18 protein-coding genes and 1 pseudogene are annotated in these 16,662 nt (G+C 69.6%); 13 read left to right on the top strand and 6 right to left on the bottom strand.

All coding sequences use genetic code 11. The features are described from left to right. Nucleotides 1–73 precede the first annotated feature (73 nt). Nucleotides 74–1,513 carry a hypothetical protein gene (locus QF035_RS37160; protein WP_055616296.1) on the bottom strand — a complete coding sequence of 480 codons (1,440 nt, stop codon included), beginning with the start codon at nt 1,511–1,513 and terminating at the stop codon, nt 74–76. Between the two features lie 259 nt (nt 1,514–1,772). Between QF035_RS37160 and lipB the strand changes: the two genes are divergently transcribed. The 4 genes from lipB to QF035_RS37140 all read left to right on the top strand — a co-directional run bounded on the left by lipB (nt 1,773) and on the right by QF035_RS37140 (nt 5,112). Next, the gene (gene lipB / locus QF035_RS37155; RefSeq protein ID WP_307525270.1) at nt 1,773–2,570 is read left to right on the top strand and encodes a lipoyl(octanoyl) transferase LipB; all 798 of its coding nucleotides are present in this window, start codon (nt 1,773–1,775) and stop codon (nt 2,568–2,570) included. A gap of 313 nt (nt 2,571–2,883) precedes the next feature. Continuing rightward, nucleotides 2,884–3,849, top strand: a complete 966-nt coding sequence (gene lipA, locus QF035_RS37150; RefSeq protein ID WP_143631183.1) for a lipoyl synthase — start codon at nt 2,884–2,886, stop codon at nt 3,847–3,849. Nucleotides 3,850–4,152: 303 nt separating this feature from the next. Then, entirely contained in the window at nt 4,153–4,353 is a 201-nt protein-coding gene (locus QF035_RS37145) for an SCO2195 family GlnR-regulated protein (protein ID WP_055611120.1), read from the top strand. 57 nt (nt 4,354–4,410) lie between these two features. Further along, complete coding sequence (locus tag QF035_RS37140) at nt 4,411–5,112, top strand: DUF4191 domain-containing protein (RefSeq protein WP_307525266.1); 702 nt, start codon at nt 4,411–4,413, stop codon at nt 5,110–5,112. Nucleotides 5,113–5,245: 133 nt separating this feature from the next. Here QF035_RS37140 and QF035_RS37135 read toward each other — a convergent pair whose 3' ends face one another. Further along, entirely contained in the window at nt 5,246–5,713 is a 468-nt protein-coding gene (locus QF035_RS37135) for an RDD family protein (protein ID WP_307525265.1), read from the bottom strand. A gap of 199 nt (nt 5,714–5,912) precedes the next feature. Between QF035_RS37135 and glnA the strand changes: the two genes are divergently transcribed. The 3 genes from glnA (at nt 5,913) to pspAB (ending at nt 9,026) form a co-directional block, all read left to right on the top strand. Then, the gene (glnA, locus tag QF035_RS37130; protein WP_307525263.1) at nt 5,913–7,322 is read left to right on the top strand and encodes a type I glutamate--ammonia ligase; all 1,410 of its coding nucleotides are present in this window, start codon (nt 5,913–5,915) and stop codon (nt 7,320–7,322) included. 187 nt (nt 7,323–7,509) lie between these two features. Next, a complete protein-coding gene (htpX, locus tag QF035_RS37125) occupies nt 7,510–8,445 on the top strand; it encodes a zinc metalloprotease HtpX (protein ID WP_307525262.1) in 936 nt (311 codons plus the stop codon). Nucleotides 8,446–8,447: 2 nt separating this feature from the next. Next, nucleotides 8,448–9,026, top strand: coding sequence for a PspA-associated protein PspAB (pspAB, locus tag QF035_RS37120; RefSeq protein ID WP_269652333.1), 579 nt, complete (start codon nt 8,448–8,450; stop codon nt 9,024–9,026). Nucleotides 9,027–9,038: 12 nt separating this feature from the next. Here pspAB and QF035_RS37115 read toward each other — a convergent pair whose 3' ends face one another. Then, nucleotides 9,039–9,317 (bottom strand): hypothetical protein, encoded by a 279-nt coding sequence (locus tag QF035_RS37115; protein WP_307525258.1) that lies wholly within the window; start codon nt 9,315–9,317, stop codon nt 9,039–9,041. A 338-nt stretch (nt 9,318–9,655) separates the two neighbouring features. Here QF035_RS37115 and QF035_RS37110 point away from each other — a divergent pair, with 338 nt between their 5' ends. Beyond that, nucleotides 9,656–10,840, top strand: a complete 1,185-nt coding sequence (locus QF035_RS37110; RefSeq protein ID WP_307525256.1) for a winged helix DNA-binding domain-containing protein — start codon at nt 9,656–9,658, stop codon at nt 10,838–10,840. 99 nt (nt 10,841–10,939) lie between these two features. Here QF035_RS37110 and QF035_RS37105 read toward each other — a convergent pair whose 3' ends face one another. Then, nucleotides 10,940–11,248 carry a hypothetical protein gene (locus QF035_RS37105; protein ID WP_307525254.1) on the bottom strand — a complete coding sequence of 103 codons (309 nt, stop codon included), beginning with the start codon at nt 11,246–11,248 and terminating at the stop codon, nt 10,940–10,942. Between the two features lie 275 nt (nt 11,249–11,523). On the opposite strand from QF035_RS37105, the gene QF035_RS37100 reads away from it, so the two are divergent. Continuing rightward, nucleotides 11,524–11,937 (top strand): hypothetical protein, encoded by a 414-nt coding sequence (locus QF035_RS37100; RefSeq protein ID WP_307532062.1) that lies wholly within the window; start codon nt 11,524–11,526, stop codon nt 11,935–11,937. A 96-nt stretch (nt 11,938–12,033) separates the two neighbouring features. Here QF035_RS37100 and QF035_RS37095 read toward each other — a convergent pair. After that, a pseudogene (locus QF035_RS37095) lies at nt 12,034–12,414 on the bottom strand (DoxX family protein); the annotation flags it as partial. A 144-nt stretch (nt 12,415–12,558) separates the two neighbouring features. Between QF035_RS37095 and QF035_RS37090 the strand changes: the two are divergent. Continuing rightward, a complete protein-coding gene (locus tag QF035_RS37090) occupies nt 12,559–12,948 on the top strand; it encodes an arsenate reductase family protein (protein WP_307525252.1) in 390 nt (129 codons plus the stop codon). A gap of 133 nt (nt 12,949–13,081) precedes the next feature. Next, the gene (locus tag QF035_RS37085; RefSeq protein WP_307525250.1) at nt 13,082–13,792 is read left to right on the top strand and encodes a hypothetical protein; all 711 of its coding nucleotides are present in this window, start codon (nt 13,082–13,084) and stop codon (nt 13,790–13,792) included. Between the two features lie 41 nt (nt 13,793–13,833). On the opposite strand, the gene QF035_RS37080 is transcribed toward QF035_RS37085, so the two are convergent. Next, on the bottom strand, nt 13,834–14,691 hold the full coding sequence (locus QF035_RS37080; protein ID WP_307531719.1) for an alpha/beta fold hydrolase: 858 nt from the start codon (nt 14,689–14,691) through the stop codon (nt 13,834–13,836). Nucleotides 14,692–14,765: 74 nt separating this feature from the next. On the opposite strand from QF035_RS37080, the gene QF035_RS37075 reads away from it, so the two are divergent. Both QF035_RS37075 and glnII read left to right on the top strand, forming a co-directional pair. Continuing rightward, nucleotides 14,766–15,224, top strand: a complete 459-nt coding sequence (locus QF035_RS37075; protein ID WP_307525248.1) for a MarR family transcriptional regulator — start codon at nt 14,766–14,768, stop codon at nt 15,222–15,224. A gap of 344 nt (nt 15,225–15,568) precedes the next feature. Next, a complete protein-coding gene (gene glnII, locus QF035_RS37070; protein ID WP_307525247.1) occupies nt 15,569–16,597 on the top strand; it encodes a glutamine synthetase in 1,029 nt (342 codons plus the stop codon). Nucleotides 16,598–16,662: the final 65 nt, after the last annotated feature.

Here is a 16,662-nt window from a genome sequence, read left to right as displayed (position 1 = left end):
GAACTGCGCGACCAGCCCCCACCGGCCCGCGGCCTCGGCACCACCCGCACCGCCCTGCCCGTGGAGCAACCGTTCAGCCAAGCGCAGCGACCTTGTCGCGGTACCCCCTGACCGGCGCCGCATCCTTGTACGGCTCGAGCCGCCGCTCGAAGTCCCGCACATACTCCACCGCCCGCACCGACCGCATCTCCGAAGCCTGCGTCGCGGCCTCCGCACCCAACTGGCAGGCCTGATCCAGCTCGCCGAGTCCGAGCCGCGCCGAGGCCAGGACGACCCGGCAGAAGAGACGACTGCGCGCATACCCGGGGGCCCGCAACTGCAGGGACCGCTCGGCATGCTGGGCGGCCGCCCGGTACTGCTGGAGATCACGGTGGCAGTGCCCGAACTCGTCCGCAAGCTGCGCCTCGTCGAAGAACCGCGCCCAGTACGGCACTTCGTCACCGGGCCGGGCGGTCTCCAGGGCCCGCTCGGCCCGTACCAGCGAGGCCGTGGCCGCCCGCACCTCGCCGAGGACACCGTGCCCCCGCGCCTCGACCGCGTACAGCAGCGCCTGGACGACGGGCGGAGCCGACGAGCCCACGCCCTGCTGGGCGACCCGGGCCAGCTGCACCGCCTCCCGGCCGTGCCCCAGATAGACGGCTTGTCGACTCATCGTCACGAGCACGTACGAGCCGTACGCCCGGTCCCCCGCCGCCTGCGACAGCCGCAGCGCCTGGACGAAGTACCGCTGGGCGAGTCCGTGCGCGGCGATGTCGTACGAGGTCCAGCCCGCCAGCCGGGTCAGATCGGACGCGGCGGCGAACAGGCGGCGCCCCGTCTGCTCCCCGTAGGTGCCGCGCAGCATCGGCTCCAGCTCGTGCTCCAGGTACCGCACGAGGGCCTGCCGGGCGTGCCCTCCGCCGTACGCGTTGTCGAGCGTGCGGAACAGTTCCCCGACCGAGCGCAGCGCCGCGATGTCGCCCGCGGTGACCCGCTGCCCGGGGCCGCGTTCGGTCTGCGCGCGCTGCCGGGGCACGGCCGGGCGGCCCTGTACGGGGATCCGCACGGCACCGGGGTCGCCGCGGCCCACCCGGTCGTCGGCCCGGCCGATCAACCAGTCCCGGCTGGGCACGACGAGCCCCGCCGGGGTGAACGCGATCTTGCGGAGCTCCGCGTGGCTGCCGGAGTCCTTGCGCCACAGACCGCCAACGATGTCGACGGCCTCCTCGGGGGTGGCCGCGAATTCGAGCCCGGCGTACACCGGGGCGCACGCGTCGAGTCCGAGGTCCTGGGCGGTGAGACGGCGGCCGAGGCGGCGGGTGAAGACCTCGGCGATCAGCGCGGGTGTGGTGCCTCTTGGCTGCTGGCCGCGCAGCCAGCGGGTCACGGATGTCTTGTCGTATCTGAGATCGAGCCCGTGTTCGAGGCCGAGCTGGTCCACTCGGCGGGCTAGCCCCGCGTTGGAGAACCCCGCTTCTGCGATTAGTGCGGCGAGCTGACGGTTGGGGGTGCGCTGCGCGGGTCGTTCCGTCATCTGCGGTGCGAACTCCTGCCTTCCGGGCTGGGGGCCTGCGGGAACAGGCCCGGGCGAGGTCGGCCGCCATGCCTTGAGCAGCCCTTGAAAGCCTCGTGAACGGCGCGAATGTAGCGGTCCGTAAGCACCCGATCGCACACTTCGACACGCATTCATCCGATCGTGTGAGGATTGCCCCCAGGGCTGACGAGGTTCGACCGGACGTACAGTGGCGTGAGGCTGTTATGAGCCTTACGACTCTTTCAGGGAGGCGCTTGCCGTGAGTGAGTTGCGGTTCGTCCGCATGGGGTTCGGTGCGGACGCCGTCGAGTACCAGGAGGCCTGGGACGAGCAGCGCCGTGTACACACGGCCCGCTTCCAGGACGAGATCCCCGACACCTGTCTGCTCCTGGAACATCCGCCGGTCTACACGGCCGGCCGGCGTACGGCGGACAGTGAGCGGCCCCTCGACGGCACGCCCGTCGTCGACGTGGACCGTGGCGGCAAGATCACCTGGCACGGGCCGGGGCAGCTGGTCGGCTACCCGATCCAGAAACTTCCTCGCCCTGTTGACGTCGTCGCCCACCTCCGCCGCCTCGAGGACGCGATGATCCGGGTCTGTGCGGAGTTCGGTGTCGGGACGAGCCGGGTGGAGGGGCGGGCCGGTGTCTGGGTCCTCGGTGACCCGGTGTCCGAACGGCCCTCTCTCGGCGGGCTCTCCCTCGACTTCGATCCCCGGCTGGCCGACGAGGAGTTCGATCCTCGGCTCAACGGGCCCGAGTACGCGCCGTCCAACGCGGGGCAGCGGCGTGAGGACCGGAAGATCTGCGCCATGGGGATCCGGGTCGCCAAGGGCGTCACGATGCACGGTTTCGCGCTGAACGTGAACCCCGACACGTCCAGCTTCGACAAGATCATCCCCTGCGGCATCCGTGACGCCGGTGTCACGTCGCTCGCCCACGAGTTGGGCCGCGACCTCACCATCGCGGAGGTCCTGCCGGTGGCCGAGCGGCACCTGCGGGATGTCCTCGCGAACGCGGAGTTGAGGCCGCGGGAGGTTGAGCGGGTAGTGGTGTAGGGGCTTTTTTCGCCCCCGCCGCCCCTACCCGTCCCATCCCGTTCCTGGGGCTGCGCCCCAGACCCCCATCGGCCTGAACGGCCTCGTCCTCAAACGCCGGACGGGCTGGGTATTTCAGCCCCTCCGGCGTTTGAGGAGCGGGGGTTCGGGGGCGGAGCCCCTGAGTCAGGGACGGGAATGGGTAAGGGCGGCGGGGGCGAGGAAAAGCCCCGGGAATGCACCCCCGCTCCCGAAGGTTGCCCACCCCGGGGGCCGAGAAGCGAACGGGCGTACCCTGGTGTACGCCGAAGAATCGAAGCTACAGGGAGCCGATGTGTCCGCAGTCGCACCCGACGGACGCAAGATGCTGCGCCTGGAGGTCCGGAACGCCCAGACCCCCATCGAGCGCAAGCCCGAGTGGATCAAGACCCGGGCGAAAATGGGCCCCGAGTACACGAAGATGCAGAACCTCGTGAAGAGCGAGGGCCTGCACACGGTCTGCCAGGAAGCGGGCTGTCCCAACATCTACGAGTGCTGGGAAGACCGCGAGGCCACGTTCCTCATCGGCGGCGACCAGTGCACGAGGCGCTGCGACTTCTGCCAGATCGACACGGGCAAGCCCGAGGCCCTGGACCGTGACGAGCCGCGCCGCGTGGGCGAGTCCGTGGTCACCATGGACCTCAACTACGCGACCATCACGGGCGTCGCCCGTGACGACCTGGAGGACGGCGGAGCCTGGCTGTACGCCGAGACCGTGCGCCAGATCCACGCGCAGACGGCGAACCGCGAGAGTGGCCCCACCAAGGTCGAGCTCCTCGCCCCCGACTTCAACGCGGTCCCCGAGCAGCTGGCCGAGGTCTTCTCCTCCCGGCCGGAGGTCTTCGCGCACAACGTGGAGACGGTCCCGCGCATCTTCAAGCGCATCCGCCCGGGCTTCCGCTACGAGCGCTCGCTGAAGGTCATCACGGACGCCCGTGACTACGGTCTGGTCACGAAGTCGAACCTGATCCTCGGCATGGGCGAGACCCGTGAAGAGGTCAGCGAGGCCCTGCGCCAGCTCCACGAGGCCGGCTGCGAGCTCGTCACCATCACGCAGTACCTGCGGCCCTCCGTGCGCCACCACCCCGTGGAGCGCTGGGTGAAGCCGCACGAGTTCGTCGAGCTGAAGGAGGAGGCCGACCAGATCGGCTTCTCCGGGGTCATGTCGGGCCCGCTGGTCCGCTCCTCGTACCGCGCGGGCCGCCTGTACCAGATGGCGATCGAGAAGCGGGGCTCGTACGTCGCCTCGCAGGCCGTCTGAGACGAGGCGAGAGGGGGTCGCGCGACACGTTGCGCGACCTGGGAGATGGCACGCAGTGCCACCCTCGGCGTGTGAATCCGAGCACAAGCAACTACCCACCGGTAGTGGCCAATACGACGCGGTCCTGACCGTCCCCGCAGATGGGGACCCCATCAGGGCCGCGTCAGTGTTTTCGGCCCGCGCATCAAGGCTTCATTGGCGTTTGACCGGTCGGTCACGCCCTGGTAACACCATTCAGTGACCCTGGTCTTACGCCACGTAGAGCCCTAGCCAGAGCCGCCATCCCGAGGGGGGACCTCCACCATGCAGACCGCGCCCGTTCGCGCCACACCGATTCCGTCGTTCGGCGATGCACTCCGTGCCGTCGAGTCACTGCTCCTGAGCAGCGGCCAGCGCACCGCCCGCCGCAACGCCTGGACCTCCGTCCTGGAGGACCGCCGCCGCGCCAAGGACCGCGTCGAGGCACAGCTCGTCATCGAGAAGAGCCTCAGCGGCCGCCACTGAGCCGCCGACCCGGCACCGCCGTCGTCGGCGCTTCCCGCGCCACGTAGACTTCACGGCATGGCGAGGAAGGAATCCGCAGCGGACGCTGCGAACCCCGGGCGACTCAAGCAGATCGCCCTGACTTACAAGATGACCCGCAAGGCCGACAAGATGATCGGTCTTGTACTCGCGGCTGTCGGAATCGGCACCCTCGGTGTCTTTCTCGCGATCGGCTTCTTGATCGGTCACCCGATCTATCTCGGCAGTCTCGGCCTCCTGCTCGCCTTCCTCGCGTCGGCGATCGTCTTCGGACGCCGGGCCGAGCGTGCGGCGTTCGGGCAGATGGAGGGCCAGCCCGGTGCGGCCGCCGCGGTACTCGACAACATCGGGCGCGGCTGGACGACCACCCCGGCGGTGGCGATGAACCGCAGCCAGGACGTGGTCCACCGGGCCGTCGGCAAGGCCGGCATCGTCCTGGTCGCCGAGGGCAACCCGAACCGGGTGAAGAGCCTGCTGGCCGCCGAGAAGAAGAAGATGGCCCGCATCGTCGCGGACGTGCCGGTGCACGACATCCTCGTCGGCACGGGCGAGGGCCAGGTCGAGCTCAAGAAGCTCCGCACGACGATGCTGAAGCTGCCCCGCGTCCTGTCCGGCCCCCAGGTCACCGCGACCAATGACCGGCTGCGCGCGCTCGGCGACCTCATGTCCAACATGCCCCTCCCCAAGGGCCCGATGCCCAAGGGCATGCGCATGCCGCGCGGCGGCCCGAAGATGCGGTAGCGCTGTCGCTGGACTCGACTGAACGGGGGCGCTCCCGAACCTCAGGTTCCGGGGCGCCCCGTAAACATTGGGCAGGGCCCACACGTGGGGGCCCGGAACCGATCGGTTCCGGGCCCCCGTCGTACGAGTCCGCTCAGATCCTGACCTCGACCGTGCGGGCCAGGCGGTCGTGCAGTCCCCTGCCGTCGCGGTCCCAGATCAGCGCCGGGAGGGCGACGCACAGGAGGGCCGTGCGCAGGAGGGCGCGGAGCGGGTTGACCGTGCCGGTGTCCAGGGCGAGGACACGGAGGCCGAACAGGCGCTTGCCCGGGGTGAAGCCCAGCGTGCCGACGGTCAGGACACTCACCACGAAGAAGACGGCCAGCGCCCAGTTGCCCGTCGCCTGGCCGTAGCCGTCGGTGATCAGGCCGTATGCGATCAAGAGGCACAGGCCCCAGTCGACGGCGAGGGCCGCCAGACGGCGCCCGGGGCGGGCGATCGAGCCGGGGCCCGACTCGGGCAGACCCAACTGCTCGCCGCGGTATCCGAAGTCGGCACCGGCTTCCTCCGCGGCCGCGCGGGGTCCGGAGAGCCACGATCCGATTGCTTGCCTGTTGTCCACCCGTCCACGGTACTGCGCCCGTTTTGGCATGCGTACAGGTGGGGTGTTCCCGGCCCGGTCCGGTTAACTTGGGCGAAACAAATGGGTCACGCTTGAGAAATCACCCGTCCCTAAGGTCGGGATCAGCGTGTGCCACCGCACTGGCCGCACGAACGAACTACCACCCCGGTCGGACATGGTCGGGAGTAGGAGGAGCTGGATGTTCCAGAACGCCGACGAGGCCAAGAAGTTCATCGCGGATGAGGACGTCAAGTTCGTCGACGTCCGCTTCTGCGACCTGCCTGGCGTGATGCAGCACTTCACGGTGCCGGCAGAGGCCTTCGACCCGACCGAGGAACTGGCCTTCGACGGCTCCTCGATCCGCGGCTTCCAGGCCATCCACGAGTCCGACATGGCGCTCCGCGCCGACCTGACCACCGCGCGCGTCGACCCCTTCCGCCGCGACAAGACGGTCAACATCAACTTCTTCATCCACGACCCGATCACGGGCGAGCAGTACTCCCGTGACCCGCGGAACGTGGCGAAGAAGGCGGAGGCGTACCTCGCGTCGACCGGTATCGCCGACACCGCGTACTTCGGCCCCGAGGCCGAGTTCTACGTCTTCGACAACGTGCGCTTCGAGACCAAGTCGAACGAGGCCTTCTACCACATCGACTCCGAGGCGGGCGCCTGGAACACCGGTGCGCTGGAGGACAACCGCGGCTACAAGGTCCGTTACAAGGGCGGTTACTTCCCGACCCCGCCGGTCGACCACTTCGCCGACCTGCGTGCCGAGATCTCCCTGGAGCTGAACAAGTCCGGCCTCCAGGTCGAGCGCCAGCACCACGAGGTGGGCACCGCAGGACAGGCCGAGATCAACTACAAGTTCAACACGCTGCTCGCCGCGGCCGACGACCTCCAGCTCTTCAAGTACATCGTGAAGAACGTCGCCTGGCGCAACGGCAAGACCGCGACCTTCATGCCGAAGCCGATCTTCGGTGACAACGGCTCGGGCATGCACATCCACTCGTCGCTGTGGGCCAACGGCGACCCGCTGTTCTACGACGAGGCCGGTTACGCGGGCCTGTCGGACACCGCCCGCTACTACATCGGCGGCATCCTCAAGCACGCCCCGTCGCTGCTGGCCTTCACCAACCCGACGGTGAACTCGTACCACCGCCTGGTCCCGGGCTTCGAGGCCCCGATCAACCTGGTCTACTCGCAGCGCAACCGCTCCGCGGCCATGCGTATCCCGATCACGGGCTCGAACCCCAAGGCCAAGCGCGTCGAGTTCCGCGCGCCCGACTCCTCCGGCAACCCGTACCTCGCCTTCTCGGCGCTGCTGCTCGCGGGCCTCGACGGCATCAAGAACAAGGTCGAGCCGGCCGAGCCGATCGACAAGGACCTCTACGAGCTGGCTCCCGAGGAGCACGCGGGCGTCGCCCAGGTCCCGACCTCCCTCCCGGCCGTCCTGGACCGCCTCGAGGCCGACCACGAGTTCCTGCTCGCGGGCGACGTCTTCACTCCCGACCTGATCGAGACGTGGATCGACTACAAGCGCACCAACGAGATCGCTCCGCTGCAGCTGCGTCCGCACCCGCACGAGTTCGAGCTCTACTACGACGTGTGATCGACTCCGTGACCGACACGTACGCGTAGCGCGTCACGGCTGACGAACGAAGCCCTGTCACCGCCCCTCGGGCAGTGACAGGGCTTTGTCGTTCTTTGCGTGGTGGAGGGCCGATCCAGATCAATTCGTGGAAAGGCCCGGGTGCACACTGGAATCGGGACGAGTGCCCGATTCCGAGGTGATCGATATGCAGAGCCGCTTCCAGGCCGACCGGGGACTGACCGCGAGGATGGGCATCACACTGTTCCTCCTCGGGCTCCTGTACGTGGCCTTCGTGGCCGTGCTGATCGTGCTGCTGAAGTCCTGGGTGCTGGTCGTGGTCATCGCCGCGGCGCTGCTCGGCGCGCAGTACTGGTTCTCGGACCGGATCGCGCTGTACGCGATGCACGGGCGGGTCGTCGAGCGCGAGGAGTATCCGCAGCTGCACGGGGTGATCGACCGGCTCTGCGCGACCGCCGACATGCCGAAGCCCGTGGTCGCCGTCTCCGACATGGAGATGCCGAACGCCTTCGCCACCGGGCGCAACGCCGACCACGCCGCGATCTGCGTCACGACCGGGCTGCTGCGCCGACTCGACCCCGCCGAGCTGGAGGGCGTACTCGCGCACGAGTTGTCGCATGTGGCGCACCGCGATGTCGCGGTGATCACCGTGGCCTCGTTCCTGGGCGTGCTCGCCGGGCTGGTCGTGCGCTTCACCCTCTACTCGCAGGTGTTCGGCGGGCGGGGGCGGAAGGACCAGAACACGGTCGTCGTCCTGATGACGGTGATGGCGGTGTCCGCGGCCGTCTACGCGCTCAGCTTCCTGCTCATCCGGGCCCTGTCCCGGTACCGCGAACTGGCCGCCGACCGGGCCGGGGCCATGCTCACCGGGCGTCCTTCGGCGCTGGCCTCCGCGCTGACCAAGCTGACCGGGGACATCGCGAAGATCCCCACACGTGATCTGCGGACCGCGCAGGCCTTCAACGCCTTCTACTTCACGCCCGCGTTCGGTGCCGCGCCGGGCGGCCGCCGGCTCTTCTCCTCCCTGCTGTCGACGCACCCCAGCCTGGACGACCGGCTTGATCAACTCGGCCGTATCTCCGGCGAGTTGGGTGAGGCGCCGGCGCCCGGGAAGGCGGGCTGAGCATGGGGTTCCTCGACATCCTCCTCGGCCGCAGCAGGCCCGTCGCGCCCGATCTCGACCAGCTCTTCGGGCTGCCGTCGGCCGCCGTGACACTGGAGGCGGCGGCCGGTTTCACGCCGACCGGGCACGGTTCGGTGTGCTTCGCGTCCGTCGAGGGGGCCGCCTTCGACGACGTACGGGAGGAAGTGCGGGAGCTGCTCGACGCGGACTCGGAGCCGCCGGTGGAGGTGAGCCGGGACGACTACGGGTACACCTGGCTGGTGTCGCGGCGGGAGCCGGACGATCTGCCCGCGCTCGTCGGTGATCTGCACGCGGTGAACAGCACGCTGGAGGGCAGCGGGTTCGGCCCGCAACTGCTGTGCTCGGTGGTCGGGTTCCAGCACGGCGACGGGCGGCGGCTCGGGCTCGTCTATCTCTACAAGCGCGGGACCTTCTACCCGTTCGCGCCGCTGCCCGGTGACGGCCGGCGGCGCGACAACGCGCTGGAGCTGCAGGTCAGGGCCGCCCTCGGAAACGACCTGCGGGTGGAGCAGGACCTGGGCCGGTGGTTCCCGCTGTGGGGAGCGCCGGGCCTGGGTTAGCGCGTCCCCGGACTAGTTCCTCTTCTGGCGGGTCATCCAGGGGCGTTCGCGACGGTAGCGACGCTCCCACCTGGCCTGCTGGTCACGGCGCTGGCGGTACGCGCGGTAGTCGTTGTCGCCGCGTGCCGACGAGCCGGCCCCGCGGGGCGACGAGGAACCCGACGGCCCCTGGCCGGTGCGGCCGTAACGGAAGTGCAGGTAGAGCAGGGCTGCCCCGGCGAACCACCAGAGCGGGTTGTTGAAACCGAGGACGACCAGAGCGAGGATCGCCAAAATGATCAAGGTACCCATGATGGGTCTCCTTGTGCGTGGGTGGTGGGACCTTGAGATGTCCGACGCGGCGCTGGGTCGTGTCCGCAAAGTCCCGTCGTCCGCCCGGAGGGCGGGCCCGGCGTCGCCGGGCAGGCGCGACTTTGCGGACACGGCCCAGGGGCGGGCACCCGTCCGTCGGTGCGTTGAGAGTAGCCCTCAGGATGCCGGGTGATGCCTGTCCGACGGAAACGAATAACGCCAGCATCGGAGGGCGAACGCTCACAGAACTCCTGAAGTCGAACAAAATCGATGCTCCGAGAGAGAATCCAGGGCGGGACCCGGACAGGACAGGGCTGCGGAGCTACACAGGGGATCGAGTGAGCGGACAGTTGCGGTACATCGAGGTGGCGGAGCGGCGGGCCCGGCTGGCTGTCGGGCATCGGCTGGCCGGTGCCGCGCGGGCGGACTCGCCGGAGGAGGTCGCGGAGTCGCTGGTGGCGCTGCACGGGACGGATCCCGCGAGCGTCTTCCTCGCCGTGGGCGCGCGCCTGGCGGACGCGGCGAAGACCGTGCCGGAGATGGAACGCGCGCTGTACGAGGACCGGACGCTGGTGCGGATGCACGGCATGCGGCACACCGTGTTCGTGTTCCCCACCGGGCTCGTTCCGGTCGTGCACGCCTCCACCGGGCTCACCGTCGCCGCCCGGGCGCGGGCCGCGCTGATCAAGGACATGGCCAAGGCGGGAGCACCGGACGCGCGGTGGCTCGCGGAGGTGGAGGCGTCGGCGCTGGCCGCGCTGGCCCGGCGCGGAGAGGCCACCGCGGTGGAACTGGCGCAGGACGAGCCCCGGCTGAGGGAACAGTTCGTGTACGCGGCGGGGAAGAGCTACGAGGGCGTGCACACCGTCTCCTCGCGGCTGTGGAGGGTGCTGGGGGTCGAGGGCCGGGTCGTACGAGGGCGGCCGCTGGGCTCGTGGACGTCCACGCAGTTCCGGTGGGCGGTGGCCCCGCCCTCCCCCGAACTGCCGGTCGCCAAGGCCCAGTCGGAGCTGATGCGGCGGTGGCTCGGCGCGTGCGGGCCGGCCACGGAGGCGGACCTGAAGTGGTGGACGGGCTGGAAGGTCACTGACGTCCGCGCCGCGCTCAAGACGGTCGGGGCGGTGACCGTTTCGGTTGACGAGGGCGTCGGACACGTCCTCGCCGACGCCGTGGAACCGGTCGGGGCGGCCGAGCCGTGGGCGGCGCTGCTGCCCGGGCTGGATCCGACGGCCATGGGCTGGCAGGAACGGGACTGGTACTGCCCGCCGGAGCTGCGGTCCGCGCTCTTCGACCGCAGCGGGAACATCGGGCCCACCGTGTGGTGGGACGGGCGGATCGTCGGAGGGTGGGCCCAGCGGCCCGACGGCGAGATCGCCTGGCGGCTGCTGGACACCGAGGGGGTGGGCCACGAGGCGCGGGAGGCGATCGAGGCGGAGGCCACGCGGCTGCACGCCTGGGTGGGCCCGACCAGGGTCACACCGCGCTTCCGGACGCCGCTGGAACGGGAGTTGGCGTCGGTCTGACGTCGAAAGCCGTCGCTTTCACCGACTCGCGGCCCGTCACAGGGCCACGACCCGGTGCGCCGTCCGCCCCGACAAGCGGGCGGCGCACCGGGCGTGAGCTCAGCGGGCGTACCTCATCAGGGCTCGGACCATGTGGCACGTGGTGTCCGACGGCGGGTGGATCCCGATGAGCCGGGCCGTGCTGCGGATCTTCTCGTTGCGGGCCTGGTTCGGTACGTACACACCCGAGTCGAGGAGGGCGATCGCGAGTCGCATCGCCTTCAGACGGCGGTTGTGCGTCACGTACCAGTCGCGCGGGCGCCCCGGTGGCAGCGGACGCTTCTCGACGGGCTCGTACGGCAGGTCGAGCAGGACCGCCCTCTTGGATGTGGACTGGGTGGGCAGCGGGCTGAGTGCGGCAGCGGGCACAGGCATCCTCCTGTCGCGATCAGGGAACCGTCCGGCGTCTCCGGCGGCCCCCTCGAACACTACTTATAGTTTACCGGCCGCCACTGACAATCAGCGAGCCCAGAACGTCCAGCAAATGCCCAGGTGGGCAAGGCAATTGGCGCCATGTCACACATGGTTTGCGAGATGTGTGTGAGGCAGTGCAAATTCGAACAGAGCGACCCCTCGCCCTGCGTCGTTCTTGTCCCGGCGGCCGAGCTGTGGCTGACTGGCGATCCGGTCGAGGGGGAGGGTGCATGGGCAACTGGGTCGTGATCGTGCAGTACGACAACGACACGTACAGGACCGAGTTCATCCGTCGTGGGCTGGAGACGAAGGAACAGGCGCTGGAGGAGCTCCGCGCCGCCGTCCACACGTACGTACCGAGCAAGCATGTCGTCGAGCAGTGGCGTCAGGTGTACCGCTTCGCCGACCAGGAGTCGTACCTGGTGGTGATCAAAGGCAGGCTGACGAAGTGGGAGTGCACCCTGCGCGTCGCGGAGCTGGTCTCGGACACGAACGACGCGGCCGTGACCGGGCGGGCGCAGGCGGAGGGCGGTACGGCGGACGAAGGCGCGGTGGACGACGGTGCGGTGAATGACGGTGCGGTGGATGACGGTGCGGTGGAGGTGGCCGACGAACCGCAGGACCGGATTCCGCCCGGCTACTGAGCGGCACGCCGAACTCCGCCCGGATCGAGGGCCCTGCGGGAACCGTGGCCGGCCGGCCACGACCCTGGGCGGCCGGGTGGCCACCGTCGCCGGCCAGCCGGTGAACGAGTTGGGGCCGAAGCGGCCCCATGCGATGAATGCCGCGAGTGCGAGGTAGGTCAGGTTCAGCAGCACGAACCTGGATTCGCCGAGTCGGCCGTGGGTGACCATCGCGCCGATCATCAGCAGGACCCAGCAGGCGGCGGTCACCGGCACCAGGACGGGTGCGATGCCGAGTGCGGCGGGCAGGATCAGGCCCGGCGCGGCGAGGAGTTCGAGGACGTCGAGGGTTTTGACGAAGCCGACACCGGCGTCCTCGGTCCATCCCCCGCCATGGGTCGCGGCCAGTGTCTCCTTGGGCACGAACGTCTTGCTGATGCCGCCGGCCAGGGCTACCGCGGCCAGCAGTCCGGCACAGATCCACAACGCGAGGTCCATGGGGTCACGCTCCTGTTGCTCGGCATCTCCGCTCCACCTCTCCGGTGGGGTTCGGGCATGGAGACGCCGGACGGCTGAGATTTGTGACATGGCCGGCGCCACCCCTGGGGCGGGGGCGAAGTGGCCGGACATACCTTGTGCGGTATGGAGATCTGGATCAATCCGGCATGTTCGAAGTGCCGCAGCGCCATCAATCTGCTGGACGAGGAGGGGGCCGCGTACACGGTTCGGCGGTACTTGGAGGACGTGCCGAGCGAGGCCGAGATCCGGGAGGTCCTGGAGCGGCTCGGTCTTGAGCCCTGGGACATCACCCGGACCCAGGAGGCCGCCGCGAAGGAGCTGGGGATGAAGGAGTGGGCCCGGGACGCCGGTTCACGGGAACGGTGGGTCGCGGCGCTCGCGGAGCACCCTCGGCTCATCCAGCGGCCGATCATCACCGCGGAGGACGGAACCGCCGTGGTGGCACGCACGGACGAGGCCGTACGGGACGCGTTGGGCCGAAGTCAAGATGAGGGTCCCTCAACTCCTGCGTGATCTACGTTACTTAGGTGACTCGTGTGAACTGCTGAGTAACTCCGTTCGGTATCTCGTACATAGCGGCGGACGGTCACCGCCAGGGGTGGCCGGGACAGCCACCGCCAGGGGTGGCCGGGGACAGGAGCCGTTCATGTCACGCAGGAGAACTCTCGGTCCGAAGAAGAAGATCGCACTGCTGGTGAGCGCCGCGGCCGTGGCCGGCGGCGGGGCCTTCGCCTTCGCCGCCACTTCGAACGCGACCACCTCGAACGCGAGCACCAACGCCCCGGCCGCGCAGTCCTCCGTGGTCTGCGACGGGCTGGCCACCGCGCTCGGCAACAACGAGAAGTTCATCGAGGGGCAGCGCACCAGCCCGGACGCCCAGTCCGAGGCGCGTATCGCCAACCGGGAAGCGGTGATCGCCCAGATCAAGGTCCAGCAGGAGGCCTCCGGGTGTGAGGTCGGCGAGTCCTCGCAGGCGGGCGCGCCCCAGGGGACGCCCGCCGAGTCGGCCCCGCCCGCCGCCGCCGACCCCGCGGACCCCGCCGAGCAGCCCTCGCAGAGCGCTGCCCCGCCCGCCGCCGGTGACACCGGCGATGACAACGCTGTCGGCGGCCAGCAGGTCTGCAACGGTTCCACCGTCACCCTCTCCGGCGAGGACGGCGCCCCCGCGGCGTCCAGCAACCAGTTCCCGGCCGGTACGAAGCTGAAGGTCACGAACCTGGACAACAACAAGTCCACGACCGTGGAGGTCACTTCGGTCTCCGGCAGCTGCGCGCTCCTGAACAACGCGGCCTTCGAGCAGGTCCGCGAGCCCGGCAAGTTCCTGATCCGCAAGGCCCTCATCGAGAAGGTGGGCTGACGGGACGACCTCCGTCGGTGGGACCTCGCCGCAGTGACGGTTCAGGCTGCCAGGAAGCCGGTCAGTCTGCGGTTCAGCTCGGCGGAGTCCGTGTGGGGCAGCGCGTGGTGCGACACGTCCGGCAGGACGGTCACCTCCGCGCGCGGCAACAGGGTGGCGGCGCGAGCCGCCACCCGTCGCGCGTCATGGGCCCTGCTCCTCCCCGCCAGCAGGACCAGGACCGGCAGTCCGAGCGCGCGCAGGGTCTCAGGCTCGGGCGCCGGGCCCGTCACCGGCCGTACGAGCGGAAAGGTGCCCGCCTCCTCCTGGAGCCGCAGCCAGTCGTGGTCGAGCGGGACTCCCCCGGTCTCCCACTCCAGGAAGGCGCGCAGTCGGCGGGGCGAGCGCCGCAGCATCATCGACCCGGCACGCAGCAGGTACACCGTCCTGAACCCGGAGAAGCACTTCGTCGGGTCGAGGAGGAACAGACGGCTCACCCGCTCCGGCACGTGCAGCGCGTACTGCAGGGCGATCCAGCCGCCATACGAGTGTCCGCCCAGGTGGATCCGGGCGGCCGGGTCGGCGCCCATGTCGTGCAGAAGCGCGCCGACGAGTTCGTCGAGCCACGCGGTGAGGTCTTCGACGGTGCGCAGGGGGCTCTCGGTATCGCGTACGCTGCGGCCCGGTTCGCCGATCAGGTCGACGGCGTGGACCCGGTGCGTACGGGCGAGTTCGGCCGCGTTGGCGAACCAGGAGGCCGAGGTGGCGCCGCCTCCGCCAGGTAACAGGAGGAGCGGGGTGCCGTCGCGCGGGCCGCAGACGTTGACGACCGTCTCGCCGAAGGCGGTGCGGACGCTGATCTCCTCCCGGTCGGCGGGCCACTTGGCCATGACCTTGTCGTACGCCACGCAGAAGTTCATGCTCACCTTCCCCTCCCTCTATTATCTCGCTGAACGAGATACTCACTCATCGAGATGATAGACGGGGACGCTGCGTGAAGGACCAGGGACCCGAGGTGGAGATCATCCATCTCCTGCGCGCGGTCACCGTCGAACTCGGCCTGCACAGCGCCCGGTTCGCGAACGAGAACAGCATGCACGCCACGGACGTCAGGGCACTGATCTGCCTCATGGACGCCCACAGGGACGGGACCGAGATGACGGCGGGACGGCTGGGCGGCCTGCTCGGGCTCAACTCGGCGGGGACCACGGCCGTCGTCGACCGGCTCGAACGGCTGGGGCATGCGCGGCGGGTACGGGACGGGCGCGACCGGCGCCGGGTGCTCGTCGAGGTGGAGAAGCGGGCGGTCGAACTGGGCCAGGCCTTCTTCGGCTCGCTGATCGGCCGGTCCGTGGAGCTGCTCCGGGGGTACGACGAGCGCGAACTGGCCGCGATCCGGGGCTTCCTGACGGGCGTACGGGAGGCGGCTTCGGGCGCGGAGCCGGATGTGTGATCCAGCCCTGCGGACGAGTCCGGTGGTCGTTTGCCCGCGTGACCCGTCCGGCGGCCCGTCCGGCCGCGCGGGCGAAACCCATCGCATACGAGGTCCGGGGCGAGGGTCCGGGGCGGGGCGGGCGTCGTACGGAATCCGCTGTTCGGGAGGCGGGTACGCGGCGCGCGAACGCTCTCAGCGAGTGAGTCGCAGCACAGAGGCACCAGGTAACACGGGGTTCACATTCGAGCAATGATCGGGAAATCGCCTGTTGACAGGCTTCCCGGCATCCCCGCGGCGCCCCAGTGCCGCAGCGCCGCAGCACCCGCATTGCGCTGAGAGACCCACCCCGAAGGATGTGGCCCGTGACCTTCAAGGCTGAGTACATCTGGATCGACGGCACCGAGCCGACGGCCAAGCTCCGTTCGAAGACGAAGATACTGGCCGACGACGCCAAGGGTGCCGAGCTGCCGATCTGGGGCTTCGACGGGTCCTCCACGAACCAGGCCGAGGGTCACGCCTCCGACCGCGTGCTCAAGCCGGTCGCCGTCTTCCCGGACCCGATCCGCGGCGGCGACGACGTGCTCGTCATGTGCGAGGTCCTCAACATCGACATGACGCCGCACGAGTCCAACACCCGTGCCGCGCTCACCGAGGTCGCGGAGAAGTTCGCCGCGCAGGAGCCGATCTTCGGCATCGAGCAGGAGTACACCTTCTTCAAGGGCTCGCGCCCGCTCGGCTTCCCCGAGGGCGGCTTCCCGGCCGCGCAGGGCGGCTACTACTGCGGCGTCGGCTCGGACGAGATCTTCGGCCGTGACGTCGTCGAGGCACACCTGGACAACTGCCTCAAGGCCGGTCTCGCCATCTCCGGCATCAACGCCGAGGTCATGCCCGGCCAGTGGGAGTTCCAGGTCGGCCCGGTCTCGCCGCTGGAGGTCGCCGACCAGCTGTGGGTGGCCCGCTGGCTGCTCTACCGCACCGCCGAGGACTTCGACGTCTCCGCGACGCTGGACCCGAAGCCGGTGAAGGGCGACTGGAACGGCGCGGGGGCGCACACCAACTTCTCCACCAAGGCGATGCGCGAGGGTTACGACGCGATCATCACCGCGTGCGAGTCGCTGGGCGAGGGCTCGAAGCCGCTCGACCACGTCAAGAACTACGGTGCCGGGATCGACGACCGGCTGACCGGTCTGCACGAGACCGCTCCGTGGAACGAGTACTCCTACGGTGTGTCCAACCGTGGTGCCTCGGTGCGGATCCCCTGGCAGGTGGAGAAGGACGGCAAGGGGTACATCGAGGACCGGCGGCCCAACGCCAACGTCGACCCGTACCTGGTGACTCGGCTGATCGTCGACACGTGCTGCTCTGCCCTTGAGAAGGCCGGGCAGGTCTGATTCGGCTGTTGTTCTTTGGAAGGGGCGCCCACCCTTGTGGTGGGCGCCCCTTCCGCGTTCTGTCA

Source organism: Streptomyces umbrinus (assembly GCF_030817415.1).
Classification (GTDB): domain Bacteria; phylum Actinomycetota; class Actinomycetes; order Streptomycetales; family Streptomycetaceae; genus Streptomyces; species Streptomyces umbrinus_A.
The sequence above is the reverse complement of the archived record's forward strand: the minus strand, read 5'-3'. Positions and strand labels throughout refer to the sequence as shown.

What these genes read in the sequence shown, in the direction of transcription:
- QF035_RS37160 (WP_055616296.1), bottom strand. Translation starts at nt 1,513, where the DNA reads ATGACGGAACGACCCGCGCAGCGCACCCCCAACCGTCAGCTCGCCGCA.
- QF035_RS37100 (WP_307532062.1), top strand. Translation starts at nt 11,524, where the DNA reads ATGGGCAACTGGGTCGTGATCGTGCAGTACGACAACGACACGTACAGG.
- QF035_RS37115 (WP_307525258.1), bottom strand. Translation starts at nt 9,317, where the DNA reads ATGGGTACCTTGATCATTTTGGCGATCCTCGCTCTGGTCGTCCTCGGT.
- pspAB (WP_269652333.1), top strand. Translation starts at nt 8,448, where the DNA reads ATGGGGTTCCTCGACATCCTCCTCGGCCGCAGCAGGCCCGTCGCGCCC.
- QF035_RS37080 (WP_307531719.1), bottom strand. Translation starts at nt 14,691, where the DNA reads ATGAACTTCTGCGTGGCGTACGACAAGGTCATGGCCAAGTGGCCCGCC.
- QF035_RS37085 (WP_307525250.1), top strand. Translation starts at nt 13,082, where the DNA reads ATGTCACGCAGGAGAACTCTCGGTCCGAAGAAGAAGATCGCACTGCTG.
- QF035_RS37145 (WP_055611120.1), top strand. Translation starts at nt 4,153, where the DNA reads ATGCAGACCGCGCCCGTTCGCGCCACACCGATTCCGTCGTTCGGCGAT.
- QF035_RS37140 (WP_307525266.1), top strand. Translation starts at nt 4,411, where the DNA reads ATGGCGAGGAAGGAATCCGCAGCGGACGCTGCGAACCCCGGGCGACTC.
- glnA (WP_307525263.1), top strand. Translation starts at nt 5,913, where the DNA reads ATGTTCCAGAACGCCGACGAGGCCAAGAAGTTCATCGCGGATGAGGAC.
- htpX (WP_307525262.1), top strand. Translation starts at nt 7,510, where the DNA reads ATGCAGAGCCGCTTCCAGGCCGACCGGGGACTGACCGCGAGGATGGGC.
- QF035_RS37090 (WP_307525252.1), top strand. Translation starts at nt 12,559, where the DNA reads ATGGAGATCTGGATCAATCCGGCATGTTCGAAGTGCCGCAGCGCCATC.